At 73.8% G+C, this 24,021-nt stretch carries 21 protein-coding genes and 1 riboswitch; of the genes, 18 read left to right on the plus strand and 3 right to left on the minus strand.

The features are described 5' to 3' along the window. Positions 1-6 precede the first annotated feature (6 nt). Complete coding sequence (gene mshC / locus DEU31_RS08950; protein ID WP_133676875.1) at positions 7-1,266, plus strand: cysteine--1-D-myo-inosityl 2-amino-2-deoxy-alpha-D-glucopyranoside ligase; 1,260 nt, start codon at positions 7-9, stop codon at positions 1,264-1,266. 18 nt (positions 1,267-1,284) lie between these two features. Here mshC and DEU31_RS08955 read toward each other — a convergent pair whose 3' ends face one another. Further along, positions 1,285-2,094, minus strand: a complete 810-nt coding sequence (locus tag DEU31_RS08955; RefSeq protein ID WP_126985517.1) for a PAC2 family protein — start codon at positions 2,092-2,094, stop codon at positions 1,285-1,287. A 120-nt stretch (positions 2,095-2,214) separates the two neighbouring features. Between DEU31_RS08955 and DEU31_RS08960 the strand changes: the two genes are divergently transcribed. From DEU31_RS08960 to DEU31_RS09010, 10 genes are all read left to right on the plus strand, one after another. After that, complete coding sequence (locus DEU31_RS08960; RefSeq protein WP_243733789.1) at positions 2,215-3,330, plus strand: site-2 protease family protein; 1,116 nt, start codon at positions 2,215-2,217, stop codon at positions 3,328-3,330. Between the two features lie 43 nt (positions 3,331-3,373). Beyond that, positions 3,374-4,447: a tRNA (adenine-N1)-methyltransferase gene (locus DEU31_RS08965; protein ID WP_010551596.1), complete on the plus strand. Its 1,074-nt coding sequence runs from the start codon at positions 3,374-3,376 to the stop codon at positions 4,445-4,447. A gap of 52 nt (positions 4,448-4,499) precedes the next feature. Further along, positions 4,500-6,083, plus strand: coding sequence for a proteasome ATPase (arc, locus tag DEU31_RS08970; protein ID WP_133676876.1), 1,584 nt, complete (start codon positions 4,500-4,502; stop codon positions 6,081-6,083). Beyond that, positions 6,080-7,756, plus strand: coding sequence for a depupylase/deamidase Dop (gene dop / locus DEU31_RS08975; RefSeq protein ID WP_243733790.1), 1,677 nt, complete (start codon positions 6,080-6,082; stop codon positions 7,754-7,756). The genes arc and dop overlap by 4 nt, the downstream gene beginning before the upstream one ends. Positions 7,757-7,784: 28 nt before the next feature. Then, positions 7,785-7,976, plus strand: coding sequence for a ubiquitin-like protein Pup (locus DEU31_RS08980; RefSeq protein WP_010551593.1), 192 nt, complete (start codon positions 7,785-7,787; stop codon positions 7,974-7,976). A gap of 4 nt (positions 7,977-7,980) precedes the next feature. Beyond that, a complete protein-coding gene (pafA, locus tag DEU31_RS08985; protein ID WP_133676877.1) occupies positions 7,981-9,384 on the plus strand; it encodes a Pup--protein ligase in 1,404 nt (467 codons plus the stop codon). A 124-nt stretch (positions 9,385-9,508) separates the two neighbouring features. Further along, positions 9,509-10,462: an FKBP-type peptidyl-prolyl cis-trans isomerase gene (locus DEU31_RS08990; protein ID WP_010551591.1), complete on the plus strand. Its 954-nt coding sequence runs from the start codon at positions 9,509-9,511 to the stop codon at positions 10,460-10,462. Positions 10,463-10,500: 38 nt separating this feature from the next. After that, positions 10,501-10,884: an FKBP-type peptidyl-prolyl cis-trans isomerase gene (locus tag DEU31_RS08995; RefSeq protein ID WP_010551590.1), complete on the plus strand. Its 384-nt coding sequence runs from the start codon at positions 10,501-10,503 to the stop codon at positions 10,882-10,884. After that, entirely contained in the window at positions 10,854-13,157 is a 2,304-nt protein-coding gene (locus tag DEU31_RS09005; RefSeq protein WP_243733791.1) for a primosomal protein N', read from the plus strand. Before DEU31_RS08995 ends, DEU31_RS09005 begins: the two co-directional genes overlap by 31 nt. A gap of 64 nt (positions 13,158-13,221) precedes the next feature. Further along, the gene (locus tag DEU31_RS09010) at positions 13,222-14,886 is read left to right on the plus strand and encodes a DASS family sodium-coupled anion symporter (RefSeq protein WP_133676878.1); all 1,665 of its coding nucleotides are present in this window, start codon (positions 13,222-13,224) and stop codon (positions 14,884-14,886) included. A 79-nt stretch (positions 14,887-14,965) separates the two neighbouring features. Here DEU31_RS09010 and DEU31_RS09015 read toward each other — a convergent pair whose 3' ends face one another. Beyond that, a complete protein-coding gene (locus DEU31_RS09015; RefSeq protein ID WP_133676879.1) occupies positions 14,966-16,207 on the minus strand; it encodes an MFS transporter in 1,242 nt (413 codons plus the stop codon). A gap of 84 nt (positions 16,208-16,291) precedes the next feature. Here DEU31_RS09015 and fmt point away from each other — a divergent pair, with 84 nt between their 5' ends. The 7 genes from fmt to DEU31_RS09050 all read left to right on the plus strand — a co-directional run bounded on the left by fmt (position 16,292) and on the right by DEU31_RS09050 (position 22,325). Continuing rightward, entirely contained in the window at positions 16,292-17,257 is a 966-nt protein-coding gene (gene fmt, locus DEU31_RS09020; protein WP_010551586.1) for a methionyl-tRNA formyltransferase, read from the plus strand. Then, complete coding sequence (locus tag DEU31_RS09025; RefSeq protein ID WP_133676880.1) at positions 17,254-18,939, plus strand: transcription antitermination factor NusB; 1,686 nt, start codon at positions 17,254-17,256, stop codon at positions 18,937-18,939. The genes fmt and DEU31_RS09025 overlap by 4 nt, the downstream gene beginning before the upstream one ends. Next, on the plus strand, positions 18,936-19,622 hold the full coding sequence (rpe, locus tag DEU31_RS09030) for a ribulose-phosphate 3-epimerase (RefSeq protein ID WP_010551584.1): 687 nt from the start codon (positions 18,936-18,938) through the stop codon (positions 19,620-19,622). The genes DEU31_RS09025 and rpe overlap by 4 nt, the downstream gene beginning before the upstream one ends. 26 nt (positions 19,623-19,648) lie before the next feature. Next, a riboswitch (FMN riboswitch) is annotated at positions 19,649-19,767 on the plus strand. 90 nt (positions 19,768-19,857) lie between these two features. Further along, the gene (gene pnuC / locus DEU31_RS09035; RefSeq protein WP_010551583.1) at positions 19,858-20,565 is read left to right on the plus strand and encodes a nicotinamide riboside transporter PnuC; all 708 of its coding nucleotides are present in this window, start codon (positions 19,858-19,860) and stop codon (positions 20,563-20,565) included. Between the two features lie 73 nt (positions 20,566-20,638). Further along, entirely contained in the window at positions 20,639-20,902 is a 264-nt protein-coding gene (locus tag DEU31_RS09040) for a phosphoribosyl-ATP diphosphatase (protein WP_010551582.1), read from the plus strand. 75 nt (positions 20,903-20,977) lie between these two features. Then, the gene (gene hisG / locus DEU31_RS09045) at positions 20,978-21,835 is read left to right on the plus strand and encodes an ATP phosphoribosyltransferase (protein WP_010551581.1); all 858 of its coding nucleotides are present in this window, start codon (positions 20,978-20,980) and stop codon (positions 21,833-21,835) included. A gap of 7 nt (positions 21,836-21,842) precedes the next feature. Further along, complete coding sequence (locus tag DEU31_RS09050) at positions 21,843-22,325, plus strand: PH domain-containing protein (RefSeq protein WP_010551580.1); 483 nt, start codon at positions 21,843-21,845, stop codon at positions 22,323-22,325. A 466-nt stretch (positions 22,326-22,791) separates the two neighbouring features. Here the strand turns inward: DEU31_RS09050 and DEU31_RS09055 are convergent, their stop codons facing one another. Beyond that, positions 22,792-23,934 (minus strand): DUF3866 family protein, encoded by a 1,143-nt coding sequence (locus tag DEU31_RS09055; RefSeq protein ID WP_239639374.1) that lies wholly within the window; start codon positions 23,932-23,934, stop codon positions 22,792-22,794. Positions 23,935-24,021 lie beyond the last annotated feature (87 nt).

Below are 24,021 nucleotides of genomic sequence, written 5' to 3' on the forward strand. Positions count from 1 at the left end.
CGAGTGGTGCAATCCTGGACCACCCCTGAGCTGACCCCGCTGCCCGCCTCCACGACGCCGCTGCGGCTGTTCGACACACGCACCGGGCGCATCGCCCCCGTGACGCCGCTCGTGCCGGGACACGCCCGCCTCTACGTCTGCGGGATCACCCCGTACGACTCGACCCACCTGGGCCATGCGGCGACCTATCACGCGGCCGACCTCATGCGTCGTGCGCTCGTGGACTCCGGACTCCGGGTCACCACCGCCCAGAACATCACCGACGTCGACGACCCGCTGCTGGAGCGCGCCGACCGTGACGGGGTCGACTGGCGCGAGCTGGCCGAGTCCCAGGTCGCGCTGTTCAGCGAGGACATGGCGGCGCTGCGCATCATCGCGCCGGAGACCTACCGCTCCGTGAGCGAGGCGATGGACGAGATCATCGCCACCGTCGACACCCTGCGCGAGCGGGGCCGCGCCTACCAGGTGCCGACCCCCGATGCCGAGGGCGACGACTGGTACCACGACCTCTCCCTCGACGGCGCCCTCGGAGACGTCTCCGGCTGGACCGAGGAGCAGATGCTCGAGGTCTTCGCCGACCGGGGCGGGGACCCCGACCGCGAGGGCAAGCGGGGCCGCTTCGACCCGCTGCTGTGGCGCGCCGAGCGCGAGGGGGAGCCGGCCTGGGACGGCGGCGCCCTCGGCCGGGGCCGCCCCGGCTGGCACGTGGAGTGCGTCTCCATCGCCGAGGAGGGCCTTGACCTGCCCTTCGACATCCAGGCCGGCGGCAGCGACCTCGTCTTCCCCCATCACGACCTGAGCGCCGCCCATGCGGTCGGCCTCGGCCGTCCCTTCGCGACCTCCTACGCGCATGCCGGGATGGTCGCCCACGAGGGCGAGAAGATGAGCAAGTCGCTCGGCAACCTCGTCTTCGTCCACCGCCTCGTCCGCGACGGCGTCGACCCGATGGCGATACGCCTGGTGCTCATGGCGCACCATTACCGCAGCGACTGGGAGTGGTCTGACGCGGAGCTCGAGGTCGCGCAGCAGCGCCTGGAGGCCTATCGCGCCGCCGCCCACCGCCGCGACCTCCGCCCCGACGTCGTCGAGGCGCTCCGCGCCGCGCTGCGCGACGACCTCGACACCCCCGCGTCGCTCACTGCGCTCAATGCCTGGGCCGCGGGCGACGAGCTCCCGGGGACCGCGGGCCGCGAGCTGCCCGCGGACGCCCCGGGCGATGTGGCCGCCGCGGTCGACGCCCTGTTCGGGATCACGCTGGCCGGCTGAGCCGGCGGGGCGGGAGGCTCAGTCAGTCTCGCGGCGGCGCCGCAGGAACTGCTCGAACTCCTTCGCGATCGCGTCACCGCTCGCCTCGGGCAGCTCGGCCGCGTCCTGCGCCTGCTCGAGGCGCCGCACGTACTCGGCGACGTCCTCGTCGGTGCGGGCCAGCTCGTCCACCCCGCGCTCCCACGCCTCGGCGTCCTCCACCAGCTCGCCGACCGGGATCGGCGCGCTGATCAGCTCCTGCACCTCGCGCACGAGTCCCAGCACCGCCTTCGGGGAGGAGTTCTGGGAGACGTAGTGGGGGACCTGCACCCAGATGCTCGTCGTCCTCAGGCCGGCGCTCGCGGTGCGGCGGGCGAGGATCGTCGGCACCCCGATGGGCCCCGAGTACTGCTCGGAGTCCTCGACCCGCTGCGCGGGCACCGGCTCGACCTGCGAGGAGACCGGCAGGGGACGGCTGTGCGGGGAGTCGGCGAGGAGCGCGCCGAGGGACACCACCGAGGAGACGTCGAGCGCCTGCAGCTGCTCGAGCACCTCGTCGCAGAACCTCTTCCAGCGCAGCGACGGCTCCGGTCCGAGCACCGCGACGATCTCCGGCCCCCGCGGCGGGGTGATCAGGTGCAGGCGGGTGTCGGGCCAGTCCACGACCCGCAGCCCCTCCTCGGTGGTGCGGATCTCGGGCCGGTTGACCTGGAAGTCGATGAACTCCTCGGCGTCGACCGCGCCGACGGGCCGCGAGGGCCACACCTCGAGGAGATGCTCGATCACCCCGGTGGCCGCCTCGCCGGCGTCGTTCCACCCGCTGAAGGCCGTGATGGCGATTCGACTCATCACTCCATCATAGGCTCGTCGGCCCCTCCTGCCGGGGCCGGCCCGTCCTGAGCCGGGACGCAGGAGCAGGGACTATCCTCGCCCTGCCCCGGGGAGCCGCCCCGCGATCGAGGAGGCCCCATGCCACGGACGATGCTGAGGATCGGCGCGCTGCCGCCGCTCCAGGTCAGCCCGGCCACCCTCGTCACGGTGCTGCTGGTGGCCGTGCTGATGTTCCCCTCCCTGCAGGGCCCGGGCCTCTCCGTGGGGCGGAGCGCGCTCGTCGCCCTCGGCCTGGGCCTGTTCCTCATCCTCTCCGTGCTGGTCCACGAGCTCGCCCATGCGCTCGGCGCCCGCGCCTTCGGGGCGAGGGTCGACCACATCGCGCTGACCCTGTGGGGCGGGCACACGCAGTACCGGGCCGAGCGGATGCCCGCGATCGGGTCCGTGCTGGTCTCCCTCGCCGGTCCCGCGAGCAACGGCCTGCTCGCCGCGGCGACCGGCGCCCTGGCCGCGATCGCGGCACAGGGCACGGTGCTCTCGGTCGCCGCCTCCTTCGCGACCTGGCTGAACGTGGTCCTCGCCCTGTTCAACCTGCTCCCCGGCCTGCCGATGGACGGCGGGCGGGCGCTGGAGTCCCTGCTCGGCGCGGTCCTGCGCCGTCCGGTGCTCGGCACCCGGATCACCGCCTGGATCGGTCGCGCCATCGCTGTGGGCGTGGTGCTGGTGCCGCTGTCGCGGATCGTGCGCCTCGGTGGAGCAGGCGGGTTCTCCCTGCTCACCCTTGTCTGGGCGCTGCTCATCGCGGGCCTGCTCTGGCAGGGGGCGAGCCGCGCCCTGGAGGAGGCGCGCGTCCAGGAGCGGGTGGGGGCGCTCGACGCCGCCGCGCTCGCCCGCCCGGTGCGCCTGCTCGCCCCGCACACCCCGCTCGCCGCCCTGCCCGACGGGCCGGGGGCGGAGCAGGTGCTGCTGCTGGATCCCGCCTCCCCGCGCCCCGGCACCGTCGGCCGGGCGCTGCGCCTCCAGCCCGAGGCCGTCGCCGCGGTCCCGCCCGAGCACCGCGAGCAGGTCCCCGCCTCCGCCGTCGCCGAGCCCGTCGGGGACGTGGTCGCGCTGCGCACGGGCCTCGGCGGCGAGGAGCTGGTCTCCGCGATGCTCGCGCGCCCCGCGCCGGTCTACCTCGTGGTCGACCCCGACGGGCGGCCCCAGGGCGTGATCCTCAGCGCCGACGTGAACACGCTCCTGCGCGGACGGTGAACAGGCCCGGTCACCGCGCTGGTCCGGCCCTATGCTGGAGAGCATGACTTCTCAGCCGCCGCCCGCCGCCGACGACACGGCGTCGGGCCCCGCGCCCCGCGCGCCCCGTCGCGGCCTCGACCGCACCGGACCCTTCGCCCTCGGCGACAAGGTCCAGCTCGCGGACTCCAAGAACCGCCTGCACACCATCACCCTGAAGCCGGGCGGGCAGTTCCACTCCCACCGCGGCGTGCTCCACCACGACCAGCTGATCGGCGCCGAGGACGGCACCGTCGTCGAGAACAGCCACGGCATCCGCTACCAGGCGCTGCGGCCCCTGTACGCCGACTACATGCTCGCCATGCCGCGCGGCGCCGCGATCATCTACCCCAAGGACTCCGCGCAGATCCTCATGTGGGGCGACATCTTCCCCGGGGCGCGCGTGCTCGAGGCCGGCGTCGGCTCGGGAGGGCTGACCACCGCGCTGCTGCGCGCCGTCGGCCCCGGGGGCTCCGTCCACTCCATCGAGCGTCGCGAGGACTTCGCCGAGGTCGCCCGCGAGAACGTCGGCACCTTCTTCGGGCTCGAGGAGGAGGCGCTGCACCCGCGCTGGGACCTCACCGTCGGCGACTTCCAGGACGTCGCCCCCACCCTCGGCACCGCCGCGGTGGACCGGGTGGTCCTCGACATGCTCGCCCCCTGGGAGTGCGTGGAGGCCGCCGCGGACGTGCTCGTCTCCGGCGGCGTGTTCCTCACCTACGTCGCCACCGTCACACAGCTCTCCCGCACCGCGGAGGCGCTGCGCGACCACGGCGAGTTCACCGAGCCCCATGCCTGGGAGTCCTTCGTGCGTCCCTGGCACCTCGAGGGGCTCGCCGTGCGCCCCGAGCACCGCATGAACGCGCACACAGGCTTCCTGCTCACCGCCCGCCGCACCGCGCACGGCACCGAGGCGCTGCGCCGCGCGACCCGGCCCGCGCCCGGCTCCCGCGACGAGGAGGAGCTGAACCACCCCGACAACGAGGGCTTCGGCGGCGGCTCGGGCGAGTGGACCGCCCAGGACGTCGGCGAGCGCGGCGTCGCACCCCGCAAGCTCAAGCGCGCCCTGCGCGACATCCGTCAGGGCCGGGACCGCTGAGCCGCACCATCACAGACCACCGAGGAACCCGCCCCACGGGGAGGAGACGACGATGAAGACCTACGCGGAGATGACCGCCGAGCTCGAGAAGCTCGCCGCCCACAACGAGCGACTGGTCAGCGGGCTGCGCTCCGCCCGCGCCCAGATCGTCGAGCTCAAGAACGACCTCGAGCGGGTGGGGGACCCGCCGAACTCCTATGCCACCTTCCTGCGCCGCTGCGAGGGCACCACCATCGACGTGCTCCACAACGGCCGACGACTGCGCGTCGCGACCGCCGCGAGCCTCGACCTCGACGCCCTCACCCCCGGCACCGAGCTGCGCCTGAACGAGGCCCTCGCCGCGGTCGAGGCGGTGCCGCAGGGCGACTCCGGCAACGTCGTGCCGGTCGTCGAGGCCCTCGCCGACTCGCGCATCCTCGTCGCGGTCGCGCCCGACGACACCCGCGTGCTGCGCCGCGCGGGCGCCCTCGCCGAGGAGACCCTCCACCCCGGTGACCACGTGCTCGTGGACCTGCGCAGCCAGCTCGTGCTCGAGCGGATCGACCGCGCCGAGATCACCGACCTCGTGCTCGAGCAGGTGCCGGAGGTGTCCTTCGACGAGATCGGCGGGCTCGGCGAGCAGATCGAGGCGATCCGCGACGCGGTCGAGCTGCCCTTCCTGCAGCAGGACCTCTACCGCACCTACGGGCTGCGGCCCCCGCAGGGCGTGCTGCTCTACGGCCCGCCCGGCTGCGGCAAGACCATGATCGCGAAGGCCGTCGCGCACGAGCTCGTGCTGCGCAGCGCCGAGGTGCGCGGGGTGAGCGCCGACGACGCGCTGGCGAACTCCGCCTTCCTCAACGTCAAGGGCCCCGAGCTGCTGAACAAGTACGTCGGCGAGACCGAGCGGTCGATCCGCCTGGTGTTCGAGCGGGCGCGGGAGAAGGCCGCCGCCGACCACCCCGTGGTGATCTTCTTCGACGAGATGGAGGCGCTGTTCCGCACCCGCGGCACCGGCACGTCCAGCGACGTCGAGACCACGATCGTGCCCCAGCTGCTCGCCGAGATCGACGGCGTCGAGGGCCTGGACAACGTGATCGTCATCGGCGCCTCGAACCGCGAGGACATGATCGACCCGGCGATCCTGCGGCCCGGCCGCCTGGACGTGAAGATCCGGGTGCGCCGCCCGAACGCCCGCGCCGGCCGCGAGATCCTCGGCCTGTACCTCGGCGACGACGTGCCCGTGCGGGAGGACCGCGGGGCGCTGCTGGACCTCGCCGTGCGCGAGATCTACGCCGACGGCCCCGCCACCGCCTACGTGCGCGTGGAGTACGCCGACGGCGGCCACGACACCCTCCACTTCCGCGACTTCGTCTCCGGGGCGACGCTGCGCAACATCGTGGACCGGGCGAAGAAGCTCGCCGTGAAGGACCAGATCGCCACGGGCGAGATCGGCGTCGGCTCCGAGCACCTGACCGAGGCGATCCGGGTCGAGTTCGCGGAGAACGAGGACATGCCCTCGGCCGCCCACGCCGAGGACTGGGCGCGGGTGACCGGCCTGCCCGGCCGCTCCCGCCGCCGGGTCGAGGCCGTGGTCCCGCTGCAGGACCGCAGCCGGCCCGAGGACGCCGCCGCCACCGAGGAGGTCTCCGCGTGACCGAGCAGAACCGACCCGCCCTCACCACCGAACGGGTGATGGGCATCGAGACCGAGTTCGGCGTGCTGCACGCCGACGTCGAGGACCGCGCCCGCGCCGGGGCCGGCAGCTCGATCCTGCTGTCCCATCTCGTCGTCGGCGCCTACGCCCTGCTCGACCCCGCCGAGGGGGAGCGCGGCCGGCGCGTGCGCTGGGACTACGGCGACGAGACCCCGCTGCGGGACGCGCGCGGCTTCGAGATGCAGCGCGCCGCCGCCCATCCCACCCAGCTCACGGACGAGGTGCGCGACGCCCATGTGCCGAGCGTCGAGCTCGACGCGCCCGTGACGGGCCCGGAGGTCGCGCCCGAGGGCGATGACGCCGAGGTCCTCGCCTGGGCCTCGCAGCGGTCCATCGGCAACGCGGTGCTGCGCAACGGCGCCCGCTGGTACGTCGACCACGCCCATCCCGAGTACTCCGCCCCGGAGGTCCTGCGCGCCCGCGAGGCCGTCGTCGTGGACCGCGCAGGGGAGGAGATCGCCCGCCGGGCGATGGGCATCCTCGCCGGCGCCGACGGGATCCCCGAGGTCGCCCTGTACAAGAACAACACCGACGGCAAGGGCGCCTCCTACGGCACCCACGAGAACTACCTCGTGGACCGGGACGTGCCCTTCGAGCGGATCGTCGAGGCGCTGCTGCCCTTCTTCGCCACCCGACAGGTGCTGGTCGGTGCGGGCCGCGTCGGCCTCGGCACCCGCGGTCAGGAGCCCGGCTTCCAGCTCTCCTCCCGCGCGGACTTCATGGAGGCGGAGGTCGGGCTCGAGACCACCCTGAACCGCCCGATCGTCAACACCCGCGACGAGCCGCACTCGGACCCCGGCCGCTTCCGCCGCCTCCACGTGATCATCGGGGACGCGAACCTGCTCGAGGAGTCCACCTTCCTCAAGCTCGGCACCACCTCCCTCGTCCTCGCGGCGCTCGAGGCGGAGCATCGCACCGGGCAGCGGATCCTGCCGGACCTGGCGCTGGCCGACCCGGTCGCCGCCGTGCGCACGATCAGCCACGACCCGAGCCTGCGGGCGACGGTCCCGCTCGCGGACGGCCGCGAGCTCACCGCCCTCGAGATCCAGCGCGCCCACCTCGAGGCGCTCTCCGCCGCGGCCGAAGCGGCCGACGAGGAAACCGCGCAGGTGCTCCGCGCCTGGGGCGAGATCCTCGACCTCCTCGCGGAGGACCCGATGCGCGCCGCCTCCCGCGTCGAATGGGTCGCCAAGCTCTCCCTGCTCGAGCGCTACCGGGCCCGGCACGGCCTGGACTGGTCCGATCCGCGGCTGGCCATGGTCGACCTGCAGTACTCCGACCTCCGCCCCGGCAAGGGCCTGTTCGACAGGCTCCGCGCCGCCGGCGCCGTCGGCACCCTCGTGGGCGCCGACGAGGTCGAGGACGCGATCACCACCGCCCCGACCAGCACCCGCGCCCACCTGCGCGGCGGGCTGATCTCCGCGCACGGCGCGCACGTCCCCTCCGCCGGCTGGGACGCGATCACCGTCGCGGGCCCCGCGGGCGGACACCGGCTGCGCCTGGCGGACCCGCGCCTGGGCAGCGCCGAGTGGTGCGCCCGCCACGGCATCGACCCCGACTCCGATCTCGACACCGTGCTCGACGCGCTGCGCCGGGCCGTCACGGCATCCTGACCCACCCGCACCCCTGAAGGAGGACGCCATGTCCCAGCAGTCCCTGAACGCCCCCGGCGGCGGCCCCGACGAGAACGCGCCCGACGACGAGACGCTGACCGGAGGCCAGACCTTCGCCTCCGTGCAGGGCACCGACGACCTGCTCGACGAGATCGACTCCGTCCTCGAGTCCAACGCCGAGACCTTCGTGCGCTCCTTCGTGCAGAAGGGCGGCCAGTGACCCGATGAAGCGCCGAGTGGGAGGTCTGGAGACCGAGTTCGGGCTCGTGTGCGTGCGCGCCGACGGCAGCCGCGCCCTCGAGCCGGAGGAGGCCGCGAGGGAGCTGTTCCGGCCGGTCGTCGCGATGGGCCGCTCCTCGAACGTGTTCCTCCGCAACGCCGCCCGGCTCTATCTCGACGTCGGCTCCCACCCGGAGTACGCGACCGCCGAGTGCGACGACTGGTGGGACCTGGTGGCCCAGGACCGGGCGGGGGAGCGGATCTTCGCCGAGCTCACCGCCCAGGCCGATGAGCGCCTGGCCGAGGCCGGCCAGGACGCCCGCATCCACCTGCTCAAGAACAACGTCGACTCCGCCGGCAACGCCTTCGGCTCCCACGAGAATTTCCTCGTGGACCGGCGCGGCGAGTTCACCCGCCTGCCCCGCTACCTGCTGCCCTTCCTGGTCACCCGCCAGATCGTCACCGGTGCCGGGGGCGTCGCCCACGTCGTCCCGGGCGAGGCGGGCGCAGGGGCGGGCGCGCAGTTCGTCTTCTCCCGACGCAGCGACCACATGTGGGAGGCGGTCTCCTCCGCCACCACCCGCACCCGCCCCATCATCAACACCCGCGACGAGCCGCACGGGGACGCGAACCTGTACCGCCGCCTCCACGTCATCGTCGGCGACTCGACCATGAGCGAGGTCTCCACCCACCTGCGCTTCGCGACCACCGACCTGGTGCTGCGCGCCATCGAATCGGGCAGGGCCCTGCCCGAGCTGGGCCTGGCCGACGACATCGCCGCGATCCGCGCCGTGGCCCGGGACCTCACCGGCGCCGCACCGCTGCCCACCGCCGGCGGCGGCACGACCACCGCGCTCGAGGTGCAGCAGCGCTGGCTCGACCATGTCGCCGACCTCGCCGAAGGGGAGGAGACCGAGGTGCTCGAGACCTGGCAGAAGGCCCTGGACGCGGTGCGCACGGGGGACCGGACCTGGGCGGGGCAGAACCTCGACTGGGCGATCAAGGAGCGGCTGTTCGCCCAGGTGATGGAGCGTCGCGGCATCGACCTCGAGGACCCGGCGATCGAACGGCTCGACCTCGCCTATCACGACATCGACCCCGCCCGCGGCGTGTTCTTCGCCCTGCAGCGGCGGGGCCTCGCCCCCGCGATCCTGCCCGAGGAGCGGATCGAGCGGGCCCGCACCATCGCCCCGACCACCACCCGCGCCCACCTGCGCGGCCAGGTGGTCACCGCCGCCCAGGAGCACGGCGTGGACCACGTCGTGGACTGGACCACGCTGCGGCTCACCCGCCGCGGCGCGATGCCGGTGCAGGTCATGGACCCCTTCGCGACCGAGCTGCCCGCCGTCGACGCCCTGCTGGCGGAGATCCGGGAGCAGGACGCTCCCGCCGAGCCCCCGCTCGCCTGAGCACCGCCGTCGGGCGCATGCCGCCTGAGACGACAGCCACTCCCTGCCCCAGGCTCCGCCCACCGAGCGCCCCGTACCCTGGTGCGGTGCCCGCTCACGGGCTGCCGATCCGAAAGGTCCTCCATTGATCCGCCGCCGCACGCTGCTGACCACCGCCCTCGCCGCGACCGCCGCCATCGGCCTCGCCGCCTGCACCGACGACGGGAGCAGCTCCGACGCCTCCGACGCGGGCGGTGCCTCGGACGGCGGGGGCGACGCCCTGTCCGGCGTGACCGTCAGCGAGGACCTCGGCGCCGAGCCGACGGTCGAGTTCACCGCCCCGCTCGAGATCTCCGAGGCGAAGGCCCAGGTCGTGGTCCCCGGCGACGGCGCGACCATCGCCGACGGCGACACCGTGATCTGGCGCGACCTCTACGTCGACGCGAGCTCCGGCGAGGTGCTGCAGTCGTGGTGGCAGGGCGCACCGGCGGGCGGCGTGCAGGTCACGGTCGACACGATCGGACAGGCCGCCTTCGACGTGCTCACCACCACGACGGTCGGCTCCCGCTTCGTGATGGCCGGATGGCAGCAGGACTCGAGCGGCCAGGCCCGCTCCCTGCTCCAGGTCGCCGACGTGGACCGGGTCGTCTCCCCGCTGCGCGCGGAGGGCACGGCCGGCTCGCCCTCCGGCACCTATCCCGAGGTGTCCCTCGACGGGAACGGCGTGCCGTCGATCGCCGGCCCCGGCGAGGGCGAGCCGCCCGCGAAGACCGTCCGCGAGCTGCTGATCCAGGGCACCGGCGACACCACCCGCGCCGGCGACTACCTCACCATGCAGTACTCCGGCTGGAAGTGGTCCGACGGCTCCGCGTTCGACTCCTCCTGGGAGCGCAATGCGCCCTTCTCCTTCGTCCAGGGCCAGGGCATGGTGATCCAGGGCTGGGACGAGAACCTGCTGGACCTGAAGGTCGGCTCCCAGGTGATGCTCGTGATCCCCGCCGCCGAGGCCTACGGGGAGGACGCCGAGGCGCACGAGCTCGGCGGGGAGACCCTGATCTTCGTCGTCGACGTCCTCGACGCCGCCCACACGGCAGACTGACCCCTGCACCCTCTCATCCACCACAGGAGGAACATCGCATGAGCGATCGCACCAAGCCCGAGATCGACGCCCCCGAGGGCCCCGCACCCACCGAGCTCGTCAGCACCGACGAGATCCTCGGCGAGGGCGAGGAGGCCGGCCGCGGCGACGTCGTCGACGTCCACTACGTCGGCGTCTCCCACTCCACCGGTGAGCAGTTCGACGCCTCCTGGGACCGCGGCGAGCCGCTGCGCTTCCAGCTCGGCGTCGGCCAGGTCATCACCGGCTGGGACCAGGGCGTGCAGGGCATGAAGGTCGGCGGCCGTCGCCGCCTCGAGATCCCCGCCCACCTCGCCTACGGCGACCGCGGCGCCCCGCCGGTCATCGCCCCCGGCGAGACCCTGATCTTCGTGTGCGACCTGGTGGCGGTGCACAAGCGCTGACCAGCACCGCCCACGGAGCGGCGGGGGAGCGCGAGGAGGGACCGGCCGACGGCCAGGCACCCCTCTTCGCGGCCCCCGCCGCTTCCGTCCCCGCCGCCGCGGAGAACGCCACCACCTCCCCGGACCGCCCCGATGCGGTCCGGGGTCCCGGCCTGCGCACCACCGCCGGCTTCGAGGTCGTGAGCGAGCTGCCGGTCGCGAGCGTGCGCCTCGTCGGCGTGCTGCCCCACCTGGACCGTCCCTTCGAGTACGCGGTCACCCCCGACACCGCCGCGGCCGGTCCGGGCATGCGGGTGAGGGTGCGCTTCTCCGGCAAGGACACCGAGGGGATCGTGCTCGAGCGCCGCGCCGAGCCCACCACCGACCGGGCCCTCGCCCCGCTGCACCGCCTGGTCTCCGACGACGTCGTCGTCCCGCCCGCGATGATGCGGGTGTGCGAGGACGTCGCCGAGCGCAGCGCCGGCACCGTCGGCGACGTGCTGCGCCTCGCCCTCCCGCCCCGTCACGCCCGCGCCGAGAAGGCCGACCGCGCCGCCGCCGAGAAGGAGGAGGCGGCAGCGGCTGAGGCCGAGGCCGAGGCCGAGGCCGCCGAGGATCTCGAGAGCACGGAGAGCGCCGACGATGCGGAGCCCGCGGCGACCACGGATGCCGCGGAGACCGGGCACGACGAACAGACGGTGCCCGCAGCCGATCCGTCCGCCGAGGCGCCCGTCGCGCCCCGCCACGCCGACCGCTACCCGGGCCTCGCCGCCCTGCTCTCCCGCGCCGGGAGCGCGGAGGGCCCCGTGCCCCGCGCCTCCCTCGTGCTGGATCCCGTGGACCCGTGGACCGCGATCGCGGCCGAGTCGATCGCCGCACTCGGGCCCGACCGCGGCGCCCTCGTCATCGCCCCCGACCAGCGCGACGTCGCCCGGCTCTCCCGCGTCCTGACGGAGCGGGGCATCGCCCACGAGGTCCTCGCCGGCACCGAGGGACCCGAGAAGCGCTATCGCACCTTCCGCCGGATCCTGCGCGGCGCGACCCGGGTCGTGCTCGGCAGCCGCTCCGCCGCCTTCGCCCCCGTGCAGGACCTCGCCCTCGTGATCTGCTGGGACGAGGCCGACGACCTGCTCGAGGAGCCCCGCGCCCCCTACCCGCACACCCGCACCGTGCTCCAGTGCCGCTCCGCCGAGGAGCGCTGCGCCCTCCTCTTCCTCGCCGCGAGCGAGTCGGTGACGATGCGCGCCCTCACCGATGCCGGCTATCTCGCCCGCCTCGATCCCGTGCCCGCCCCCGTCACCGCGGTCCGCCCCCGCATCGTGGCCATGGACCAGTACCTCCGCGACCGCGAGGGGCCCTCCGGCCGCTCCCGCCTCCCGCAGGAGGCGATGCGCGTGCTGCGCAACGGCCTCCAGGCCGGGTCCGTGCTCGTCCAGGTGCCGCGCACCGGCTACGCCCCCGCGATCGCCTGCACCTTCTGCGGCACCCGCGCCCGCTGCCCCGAGTGCGCGGCGCCCCTGTCGCAGCGCGGCCGGAACGGGCCCCTGCACTGCACCGTCTGCGGCCGACGGGAGGACGGCTACCGCTGCCCCGAGTGCGACCGCACCCACGTGCGCGCCATGGTCATCGGCTCCACCCGCACCGCCGAGGAGCTCCACCGCGCCTTCCCCGACGCGCCGCTGAAGGTCGCCGGCGGCGCCCACGGCCCGCTCGAGGACGAGGCCGTGCCCGAGCACGGGATCGTCGTGGCGACCCCCGGCGCCGAGCCCGCCCCGCCCGGCCGGTACAGCGCCTGCCTGCTGCTCGACGCCGACGCGATGCTGGGCCGCGCCGCCTTCGACGCCGACGTCGAGGCCGTCCGCCGCTGGCGCGGCGCCATCTCCCTGGTCCGCACCGCGGAGGAGGGCGGCGAGGTGCTCGTCGTCGGCACCTCGACCCTCCCCGCCATCCGCGACCTCGTCGCCCACCGCTCCGCGCTGTTCCTGGACCGGGTGCTGGAGGACCGGCGCGAGCTGGACCTGCCCCCGTTCCGGCGTGTCGCCGAGGTGGTGGGGGAGCGGGAGGCCTGCCGCGGCTTCCTCGAGACGACCGAGCTGCCGGACGGGACCGAGGTGCTCGGCCCCGTGGAACTCGAGGGCCCCGACCAGGCCGGACGCGCTCGTGCGGTGCTGCGGATCGAGCCGCGCCGCTCCCGCGAGCTCGCCGCCGCGCTGCGCTCCGGCGTCGCGGCCCGCAGCGCCCGCAAGGACCGCGGCTCCCTGCGCGTCCGCCTCGATCCGCCGGACGTGTTCTGAACGATCCGCTAGTGTTCTGGGTCACCGCCTGCCGCCGCGACGATGCGCTGAAGGGACCCCCACCATGGCCTCGAACGCCTCCCCGACGTCCGACCACCACGCCCCGGACCCCGCCGCCGACCCCGAGGACCGCACCGCGCCGGAGGGACGCTCGGACGTCTCCGAAGGTGAGCGCGCCCCGGCCGAGACCCACCGGACGCTGCTGGTGCACCGCCTCGGCCTCGCCGTCGGCCTGGTCGCCGCGCTCCTGGTCTACCTCGTCATGCCCGCGGACGTCCCGCACGCCGCGAAGCTGACCGCCGCGACCGCGGTGCTGATGGCCGTGTGGTGGATGACCGAGGCGCTGCCGATCCCCGCGACCGCGCTGGTCCCGCTGGTGGTCTTCCCGGTGCTGAACCCCGAGGTGGGCTTCGACGACGTCGGCGCCTCCTACGGCAACAACATCATCTTCCTGTTCATGGGCGGGTTCATGCTCGCCCTGGCCATGCAGCGCTGGAACCTCCACAAGCGCATCGCGCTGGCGATCGTCGGCGCCATCGGCACCAGCCCCTCCCTGCTGATCCTCGGCTTCATGATCGCCACCGGGTTCATCTCCATGTGGGTCTCGAACACCGCCACCGCCGTGATGATGCTGCCGATCGGCGTCTCGGTGCTGGTGCTCGTGAACCGGCTGCGGCTCGAGGACGCCGCCCGCAAGGGCGAGGAGCCGGGGGAGGGCGTCGACCCCGAGCTCGAGGCCGAGGGCTCGGCCGGCACCGCGAGCTCAGCGGTCCGCTCGAAGTTCGGCACCGCCCTGATGCTCGGCATCGCCTACGCCGCCTCGATCGGCTCCCTCGCCACCATCATCGGCACGCCCCCCAACGCCCTGCTCGCCGCGCACATGAGCCAGGAGTTCGGGGTGACGATCGGCTTCGGCCGCTGGATGGTCGTCGGCGCCCCGATCGCCGTGGTGTTCCTGCTGATCGCCTGGCTGCTGCTGACCAAGGTCATCTTCAAGCCCGAGATCTCCGAGATCCCCGGCGGTGCGGAGCTGATCCGCGAGGAGCGGCGCGGGCTCGGGAAGATCTCCTCCGGCGAGGTGCGCGTGCTGTCCGTGTTCGTGCTCGCGGCGCTGAGCTGGGTGTTCATCCCCCTGATCTGGCAGATCGCCGGGGCCGGCGACCCGCCGATCGGCGATGCGGGCATCGCCATGGTCGTCGCGCTGCTGCTGTTCGTGCTGCCCGCCGGCGCCGCCCGCGGGGTGCGCCTGCTGGACTGGGACGCGGCCGTGAAGCTGCCCTGGGGCGTGCTGCTGCTGTTCGGCGGCGGTCTCGCCCTCAGCGCCCAGTTCAGCTCCTCGGGCCTGACCGAGTGGATCGGCGAGGTCACCGCCGGGATCGGCGGCCTGCCCGTGGTCCTGATCGTCGCGATCGTCGCCGCGGGGATCCTCTTCCTCACCGAGCTCACCTCGAACACCGCCACCGCCGCGACCTTCCTCCCGGTCGCGACCGCGGTCGCCGTCGGCATCGGCGTGGACCCGATGCTGCTGGCGATCCCCGTGGCGCTCGCCGCGACGTGCGCGTTCATGCTGCCGGTCGCGACGCCGCCGAACGCCATCGCCTACGGCTCCGGCTACGTGCGGATCCCGCAGATGGCGGCGGCCGGGCTGTGGCTGAACCTGATCGGCATCGTGCTGATCTGCGCCACGACCATGACCCTCGCCGTGTGGGTGTTCTCTCTCGTGTACTGAGCCGGGACGGGCGCGCCCGGGGCCGTGACGCCGGCGCCCTGACCCCGGACCGCAGGGCCACGGCGCCGCGTGCGGGTGCTCAGGAGCTCCCGGCCGACGCGGCGGGCCGCTCCACGTCGCGCAGCAGCGCCGCGGAGACGAGGCCCGCGAGCACCACCGCCGCGCTCACCGTGGCGACGACCCCGCCCCAGCCGGCCCCGGCGAGCACGAAGCCGAGCGCCCAGCCGAGCACGCTCGAGCCCGCGTAGTAGGCGAGGTTGTACAGCCCCGTCGCCTGCGATCGTGCACCGGGCACGCGCGTGCCCGCCCAGCCGCTCGCGACCGAGTGCGCGCCGAAGAAGCCCGCCGTCATCAGCACCAGGCCCAGGATCAGCACAGGCAGGGGAGCGGCGAGCGTCAGCAGCAGGCCGATCAGCATCACCGCCATCGCGCCCAGCATCACGGGCAGGCGCCCGTGCCGGGACGCGAGCCGGCCCGCGAGCGGGGAGGAGGCGGTGCCGCCCAGGTATGCGAGGAACATCAGCCCGATCAGCGAGGCGGGCAGCAGGTAGGGCGGGCCGCTGAGGTGGAAGGCGAGATAGTTGTAGACCGCGACGAACCCGCCCATCAGCAGGAACGCGCAGGCCAGCAGCGCCAGCAGGCCCGGATCACGCAGCGGGGCGAGCAGCCGGCCCGCCCGTCCACCCGGGACGGACCCGCCCGATGCCCGCCGCCGCGGCACGAAGCGCCGCTCCTGCGGGGCGAGGGCCACGAATCCCGCCGCGGCGAGCACCGCCAGCATCACCACCGCGGTCATCCCCGCGCGCCATCCGAGCACATCGGCGACCGGGGTGGCCAGTACCCGGCCCGACAGGCCGCCCAGCGTCGTCCCCGCCACGAACCAGCCCGCCGCGACCGCACGCGAGCGCGCATCGACCTCCTCGGAGAGATACGCCATGGCCAGGGCCGGCACCCCGCCGAGCGCCATCCCCTCCAGCAGGCGCAGCACAAGCAGCAGCGGGAAGCTCGGCGACCAGGCCGCCGCCAGGGCCAGCACCGTCGCCGCGATCACGGCGAGGATCATGGCGGGACGCCGACCGAGGCGATCGCCGACGAAGGACCACGGCATCACCGCCAGCGCCAGCCCGGCGGTCGCGGCGGAGACCGTCAGCGCCGCCTGCTCCGGCCCGATGCCGAGATCGGCGGAGATCAGCTGCAGGATCCCCTGCGGGGAGTACAGCTGGGCGAAGCAGGCGATGCCCGCGCAGACCAGCGCCAGCTGCATCCGTCGATAGGCGGGGGAGCCGAGCGCATGGCCCGGGATCGGGTCGATCCCGCTCATCCCTCGCACCGCGCTCGCCTCATGGCCTCCACTGTAGGCACGGCCCGGCAGGAGCCGCCGGTGGGACCGTAGACTCGGGCCATCATGCGTCTGATCTTCGCCGGCACCCCCGAGGCCGCCCTCCCCTCCCTGCGCACCCTGCTCGACTCCCGCCACGAGGTGGTCGGCGTGCTCACCCGTGCCGACGCCCCCTCCGGCCGCGGGCGCAGGCTCACCCCGTCCCCGGTGAAGTCCCTCGCCCTCGAGGCCGGGGTGCCGGTGCTCACCCCCGCCACGCTGCGGGACGAGGAGGTGCAGCAGCAGCTGCGCGATCTCGCCCCGGACGCCGCGCCCGTGGTCGCCTACGGCAACCTCGTGCCGCCCGCGGCTCTCGAGATCCCGCGCCACGGATGGGTGAACCTCCACTTCTCCCTCCTGCCCGAGCTGCGGGGCGCCGCTCCCGCCCAGCGGGCCGTGCTCGCCGGCCGCCGCGAGACCGGGATGAGCGTGTTCCGCCTCGAGAAGGGCCTGGACACCGGCGACGTGATCGCCGCCGCCCCCACCGCCATCGGCGAGTTCGAGACCTCCGGAGAGCTGCTCGAGAGGATGGCCGAGGACGGCGCCGCGCTGCTGCTCGCGGCCCTCGACGCGCTCGAGGACGGCACCGCGACCCTCACCCCGCAGGACCACGCGGCCGCGACCCACGCCGCGAAGCTCACCACCGCCGAGGCCCGGATCGACTGGACCCGCTCGGCGGACGAGGTCTCCGCGCACATCCGCGGCATGAGCCCGCAGCCCGGCGCGTGGACGCTCCTGGACGGGGCCCGCACCAAGATCCTCGGCCTCGAGGCCGTCGAGGAGGCCTCGCGCGCGAGCGCCCCGTCGGCCCCCGGCGCGCTCGCGGCCACCAAGCGACAGGTGCTCGTGGGCACCGGCACCGACCCGCTCGCCATCGCGACCCTCGCCCCGGCGGGGAAGCGCCCGATGCGCGCGGCGGACTGGGCACGCGGGGCGGGACTCGGCCCCGACGCCCGCTTCGAGGACGACCAGCAGGACGGAGCACGCGCATGAGCGAGGACCGACGCGGCGGGCGCCGCCACGACGACAGCTGGCGAGGCCGGGACGACCGCGGAGGCCGCGACGATCGCCGAGGCCGGGACGACCGCGGCAGTCGACGGGACGATCGCGGCGACCGGGGCGGTCGGCGGGACGACCGTAGTGATCTACCCCGCGACGCGCAGGGCCGCGAGCGCTCCGGCTCCCGCGGTCAGGGCGGCCCGCGCCGCGGCTGGTCCTCCTCCCGCCCCTCCGAGCGCTCCCGCGCCTCCACCCCCTCCCGCCAGGTCGCCCTCGAAGGGCTGCGCCTGGTGCGCGAGGAGGACTCCTACGCGAACCTCGTGCTGCCCCGCCTGCTGCGCAGCCACCGCGTCTCCGGCCGCGACGCCGCCTTCACCACCGAGCTGTTCTACGGCTCGCTGCGTGCCCAGGGCCGGCTCGACGCGATCATCGCCGCCTGCGTGGACCGACCGCTGGCGAAGGTCGAGCCCGCGCTGCTGGACATGCTCCGCCTCGGCGCCTACCAGCTGCTGGACATGACCGTCGCCCCGCACGCCGCGACCTCCGAGACCGTGGCCCTGGCCCGCGCCGAGGTCGGCGCGGGAGGTGCGAGCTTCGCCAACGCCGTGCTGCGCCGGGTGGGGGAGAAGGACCTCGCCACCTGGATCGCGGAGGTCGCCCCGGACCGCGAGAAGGACCCCACCGGGCATCTCGCCGTCGTCCACTCCCACCCCCGCTGGGTGGTGCGGGCCCTGTCCGACGCCCTCGCCGGGAACGGCCGCTCCCGCGACGAGATCGACCAGCTGCTCGAGGCGCAGAACCAGGCCCCCGCGGTCTCGCTCGTGATGCGCCCGGGGCTGACCGACCTCGACGAGCTGATCGACCACGGCGCGAGCCAGGGCCGGCTCTCCATCTTCGCCGCCGCCTGGCCCTCCGGCGACCCCGGCGGCATGGACCTGGTCAAGCAGGGTCGCGTCGCCGTCCAGGACGAGGGCTCCCAGCTCGCGGCCCTCTCCCTCGCGCTCGGCGCCGACGACCTCGTCCTCACCGACGACGCCCACTGGCTCGACCTCTGCTCGGGCCCCGGCGGGAAGACCGCCCTGCTCGGCGGGCTCACCATCGACCACGACGCCGACCTCCTCGCCGTCGAGCTGCAGGAGCACCGCACCGAGCTGGTGGACCGCGCGGTGGCGAGCCTGCGCGAGGCCGGCTGCGAGATCACCACCCTCACCGCGGACGGCACCACCATCGGCGCCGAGCGGCCCGGGGAGTTCTCCCGCGTCCTCGCCGACGTCCCCTGCTCCGGGCTCGGTGCGCTGCGCCGCCGGCCCGAGGCCCGCTGGCGCCGCACCCCCGCGGACGTCGGCCAGCTCGGCGCGATCCAGCGCGACCTGCTGACCTCCGCGCTGGACGCGACCGCGCCCGGCGGCGTCGTCGCCTATGTCACCTGCTCGCCGCACCTGGCCGAGACCCGCCTGATCGTCGCCGACGTCCTCAAGCGCCGCGACGACGTCGAGCGCCTCGACGCCCGCCCCGCCGTCCGCGCCGGCCTGCTGCCCGCCGTGCGGGACGAGGTCGAGCTGGGCGAGGGCCCCGACGTGCAGCTGTGGCCCCACGTCCACGGCACCGACGCCATGTTCATCTGCCTGCTGCGCAGGCTCCCCGTCCCCACCGAGGAAGGAACCCCGAGCTCGTGAGCATCTCGTACTCCACCGACTCCAGCTTCATCCACCCCAGCATCCTCAACGCCGACTTCATGTCCATCGGCGCCGAGCTCGACAAGATCTCCAGCGCCGACAGCGTCCACGTCGACGTCATGGACAACCACTTCGTGCCGAACCTGACCTTCGGGCCGAGCATGGTCGAGCAGATCGTCGAGCGCAGCCCCATCCCGATCGACGCGCACCTGATGATCGAGGACGCCGACAACCAGGCCCCCGTCTTCGCGGAGGCCGGCGCCTCCTCGGTGACCTTCCACCTCGAGGCCGCCCGCGCCCCCGTCAAGCTCGCCCGCGACCTGCGCCGCAAGAACGCCCAGGTCGGCGTCGCCCTCCGCCCCGCCACACCGGTCGAGCCGCTGATCGACATCATCGGCGAGTTCGACATGCTGCTGATCATGACGGTCGAGCCCGGCTTCGGCGGGCAGAGCTTCCTCGAGACGATGCTCCCGAAGATCCGTCGGGCCCGCCGCGCGATCTCCGAGGCGAACCTCGAGGTCTCGATCCAGGTCGACGGCGGCGTCAGCCGCGAGACGATCGAGCGCTGCGCCGAGGCGGGCGCGAACGTCTTCGTCGCGGGCTCCGCGATCTACAAGGCGCAGGACGCCGCCGAGGAGATCTCCGCCCTGCGCGAACTGGCGGGCGCCCACGCCGCGCACTGACCTATCCTTGCTCCGTCACATCCTGTGACGTGCTCCGGGGTCGGTGAAAGTCCGAGCCGGCGGTGACAGTCCGCGACCCGCATCCTGCGGTGGAGCCGGTGGAATTCCGGCACCGACAGTACAGCCTGGATGAGAGGCGCACGTCCCGCAGGTCCCGGGACGGCGCACGCCTCCCCGAGCCCCGCAGGCAACCCTTTTCCCCCGGAGCCACTGCATCCGAGGTGAAAGGACCGACATGGATATCCTGCAGTGGCTCTTCGACGCCAAGATCGAATTCGGCGGAGGCCAGTTCCTCCTGCTCCGCGAGGTGCTCGGCAACGTCTTCGGACTGCTCAGCGCGCTCGGCGGCATGCGCCGCAAGGTCTGGGCCTGGCCCATCGGCATCCTGGGCAACGCCCTGCTGCTGACCGTCTTCCTCGGCAGCGTCTTCGGCAACCCGAACTCCGTCGACCTGCTCGGCCAGGCCGGCCGACAGATCATGTTCATCGCCACCAGCGTCTACGGCTGGGTGCGCTGGCGCCAGGCGAAGCACGAGGACGGCACCGCCGTCGAGCCCGTCTGGGCCTCCTGGGGCACCCGCGCCCTGCTGCTCGTCGTGCTCGTCGGCGGCACCGCGGCGCTCACCCCGCTGTTCCGGGCGCTGGGCTCCTACGAGCCGGTCTGGGCCGACGCCTGGATCTTCATGGGCAGCCTGCTGGCGACCTTCGGCATGGCCAAGGGCTGGGTCGAGTTCTGGCTGATCTGGGTCGCGGTCGACCTCGTCGGCGTGCCGCTGCTGTGGAGCGCCGGCTACTACGCGAGCGCGTTCATGTACCTCTTCTACGGCGCGTTCACCCTCACCGGCTTCTTCGTCTGGTGGCGGGTGCGCCGTCGCCGCGACGCGGAGACCGACCGGGTCACGGTCGAGACCGCGCACCTGGACCCGACGGTCCGCCGCGGCTGAGCCACGGGCGGGGCGCGTGCCCGGCAGGCGGTCCGCACCGCGGAGCACCTGCCGGGACGCGTACCCTGGTCCCGTGAAGGATTTCGAGGCACTGTTCGCCGAGCTGACCCAGAAGGCACGCACCCGACCCGAGGGATCGGGCACCGTCGCGGAGCTCGATGCCGGCGTCCATCAGATCGGCAAGAAGATCGTCGAGGAGGCCGCCGAGGTGTGGATGGCCTGCGAGCACGAGTCCACCGACGACGCCGCCATGGAGATGAGCCAGCTGCTCTACCACCTCCAGGTCATGATGATCGCCAAGGACATCTCCCTCGAGGACGTCTACCGACATCTCTGAGCCGGCCCCGCGCCGCTCGCCCCCGACTTCCCGTCCCACCCGTCTCGAGGCCGCCGCATCGGCCGAGGAGGATCCGTGCTCCGCATCGCCGTGCCCAACAAGGGCGCCCTGTCCGACCCCGCCGCCGACCTGCTCCAGGAGGCCGGCTACCGCCGCCGCGGCAACTCCAAGGAGCTGGTCGTGGTCGACGAGGACAACGGGGTGGAGCTCTTCCATCTGCGTCCCCGGGACATCGCGGTGTACGTCGGCTCCGGCACGGTCGACGTCGGCATCACCGGCCAGGACATGCTGCTGGACTCCCGCACCCCGGCCCAGGAGATCCTCTCGCTGGGCTTCGCCCGCTCCACCTTCCGCTTCGCCGCGCCCGCCGGGACGCACAGCACCGTCGAGGAGCTGCAGGGCTCCCGCATCGCCACCAGCTACGAGAACCTCGTGGAGGACTACCTCGCCGAGCGGGGGATCAGCGCCGAGGTGGTCCACCTCGACGGCGCGGTCGAGTCCTCGATCCGCCTCGGCGTCGCCGACGTGATCGCGGACGTCGTCGAGACCGGCACCACGCTGCGCGAGGCAGGTCTGGAGCCCTTCGGCGAGGCGATCATGACCAGCGAGGCCGTGCTGTTCTCCCGCCCCGGCATGGAGCTGGACGACGAGGCGCAGCACGCGCTCGAGGTGCTCGAGCGGCGCATCCGCGGCGTGCTCGTCGCCCGCGAGTACGTCATGCTCGACTACGACATCCCCTCCGCGCTGCTGGAGCGGGCGGTCGAGATCACCCCCGGCCTGCAGTCCCCGACCGTCTCTCCGCTGCACGGCGGGGAGTGGTCGGCCGTGCGCGCCATGGTCGACAGCCGCTCCGCGCACCGCATGATGGACGAGCTCTACGAGGCCGGCGCCCGCGCCATCCTGGTCACGGCGATCCAGGCCTGCCGCATCTGAGATCCCGATGAGCAGTGCCGCAGGGACCCCGGGCCGCGACGACGCACGCGCCGTCGAGGTGTTCCGTCCGCGGGCGGTGCGCTGGGCCGCCTACATCACCGCCGTCATCGTGATGGCCGGGATGATCGGCGGCGCGGTCATGATCACGAGCTTCCAGCTCGGCGGACGGCTCGGCCTGCTCATGATCGGCCTGCTCATCGCGCTGTTCTGCCATCTCGAGGCCTCGGTGCGCGTGGTCGCCCGTCCCGACGGGCTCGAGGTCCGCAACCTCATGCGCACCCGTACCTTCGAATGGCCCGAGGTGCTCGGGATCAGCTTCCCGATGGGCGATCCCTGGGCCCATCTCGACCTCGCGGACGGGCGCACCCATCCGCTGCACGCGATCCAACGCTACGACGGGGAGCGGGCGATCTCCGCCGCGCACCGCCTGCTGCACCTGGTCCAGGAGCGCGGCGAGGCCCACGGCGAGGGCGACGCCCAGCGCGGCTGACGCGGCTGACGCGGCTGACGCGGATCGGACGGCCGACATGGATCGGTCGGCCGGACGGGCAGTTGTTCGACCTCAGGTACCGCTGCTGGTACCTCTCGTCGAAGAACCCCACGGGGCAGCCCGGCTCGCACCGTCGCGGTTCCGCCCGGCCAGTTGTTCGACCTCAGGTACCGCTTTGCTGGTACCTCTCGTCGAAGAACCCCACGGGGCGGCCCGGCTCGCACCGTCGCGGGTCCGCCCGGGCAGTTGTTCGACCTCAGGTACCGCTTTGCTGGTACTTCACGTCGATCAACCTCACGGGACGGCCCCGCCGGCCGCGGCGCAGGGCAGGACGGCCAGTTGTTCGACGTCGGGTACCACTTTCCTGGTACCTCACGTCGATCAACTCGGTCGGTCGCCTGTCCCGGCAACTCCGTCGGTCGCCTGTCCCGGCAACCCCGTCGGGCCCGTGCCGGCGCCGGGGCCTCTAGCGCTTCGCGCCTCCCGTGGGCCCCTTGGACTCGCCCTTCGCGCCGCCCGAGCCGCCGCCGGCGCCGCGGACGTGCTCGGCCGCGCAGCGCCCGGCGAGGGCCGCGTACTGGAAGGAGGCGTAGTCCTCGGCGAGGGTCCGTCCCATCGTGGTCATCCGCACGGGCATCTCCTCGAGCGCATCGCGCAGCCCCTTGGCATCGACCTCGGTGAGGTGGTGCAGCACGCCGCGCTTCTTCGCCGGCTTCAGGATCGTGCTCTTGACCTGTTTCCGCACTGACTCATGAAAAGAGTTGTACCGGGAGTCAGTCCGGGGGAGCACCGGCAGGTGCACCGGGGCGAGCAGCGCCCGCCCGTAGGCGGTGGAGGAGTGGTGGGACAGGCCGCGGTGCCGCTCCCGCTCGTCGGCCTCGGAGACCCGCAGGGTCGCGATCGGCACGCCGCCGAGGACCGAGGTCGCGTGGAGCGACTCCGCCGTCTGGATGCCGGAGAAGCCCCAGCCGGTGCCGGTGCCGAGATTGCCCGGGCCCTGGATCACGATCGCGACGTCCGCGCCGACCACGTGCCGGGCGCCCAGCAGCGCCGAGTGGACCGTGACCGCCTCGAGATCGCCGCCGAAGGACTGCCCGGCGCTGATCACTGCGGTGAGCAGGTTCGCCTCGCGCAGTCGGGCCGCGCTCCTCGAGTAGACGGCGGGCAGCGCCGCGGCATCGGTGTGCACGTAGGCGATCCGGGCCGAGCGGCGCCGCGCCCGGATCCCGGCGACGATCGCAGGGAGGGAGGAGTGCAGGTCCGCGACCACCACGGGCATCCCGTCGATGCCGGTGGCCGCCCGGACCGTCTCGTAGTGCTCGCTGTCCGGGTCGTCGAGCGCGTCGACCATGGTCTGCATCGGCGTGTAGCGGGCCTTGACCATGTGGCCTCGCACCTCGGCGGCCTCGGGGAGCACCTCGGTGCGGGCCACGACCATCGCGTCGCCGCCGGTGCCGAGCTCGCGCCGCACGGCGTTGGTGTTCAGCAGCACCTGCTCGCCGGCGCGCGGACGCCCGGTGAGCTCCTCGTAGGCGATCGCGCTGAGCGTCCCCTCCCCGTCGTCCAGATCGATCTCGAGTCGGTCCACTCCGGGCCAGGAGCTGGTCACGGCACTCACGGTGCCCCGTTCCCATCGCAGCATGGCCCCAGCCTAGAGGCGCGCGGCGGAAGCTCCGCATCCCCGTGATCCCGTCCG

The organism is Brachybacterium sp. AG952 (assembly GCF_004362645.1).
GTDB lineage: Bacteria > Actinomycetota > Actinomycetes > Actinomycetales > Dermabacteraceae > Brachybacterium > Brachybacterium conglomeratum.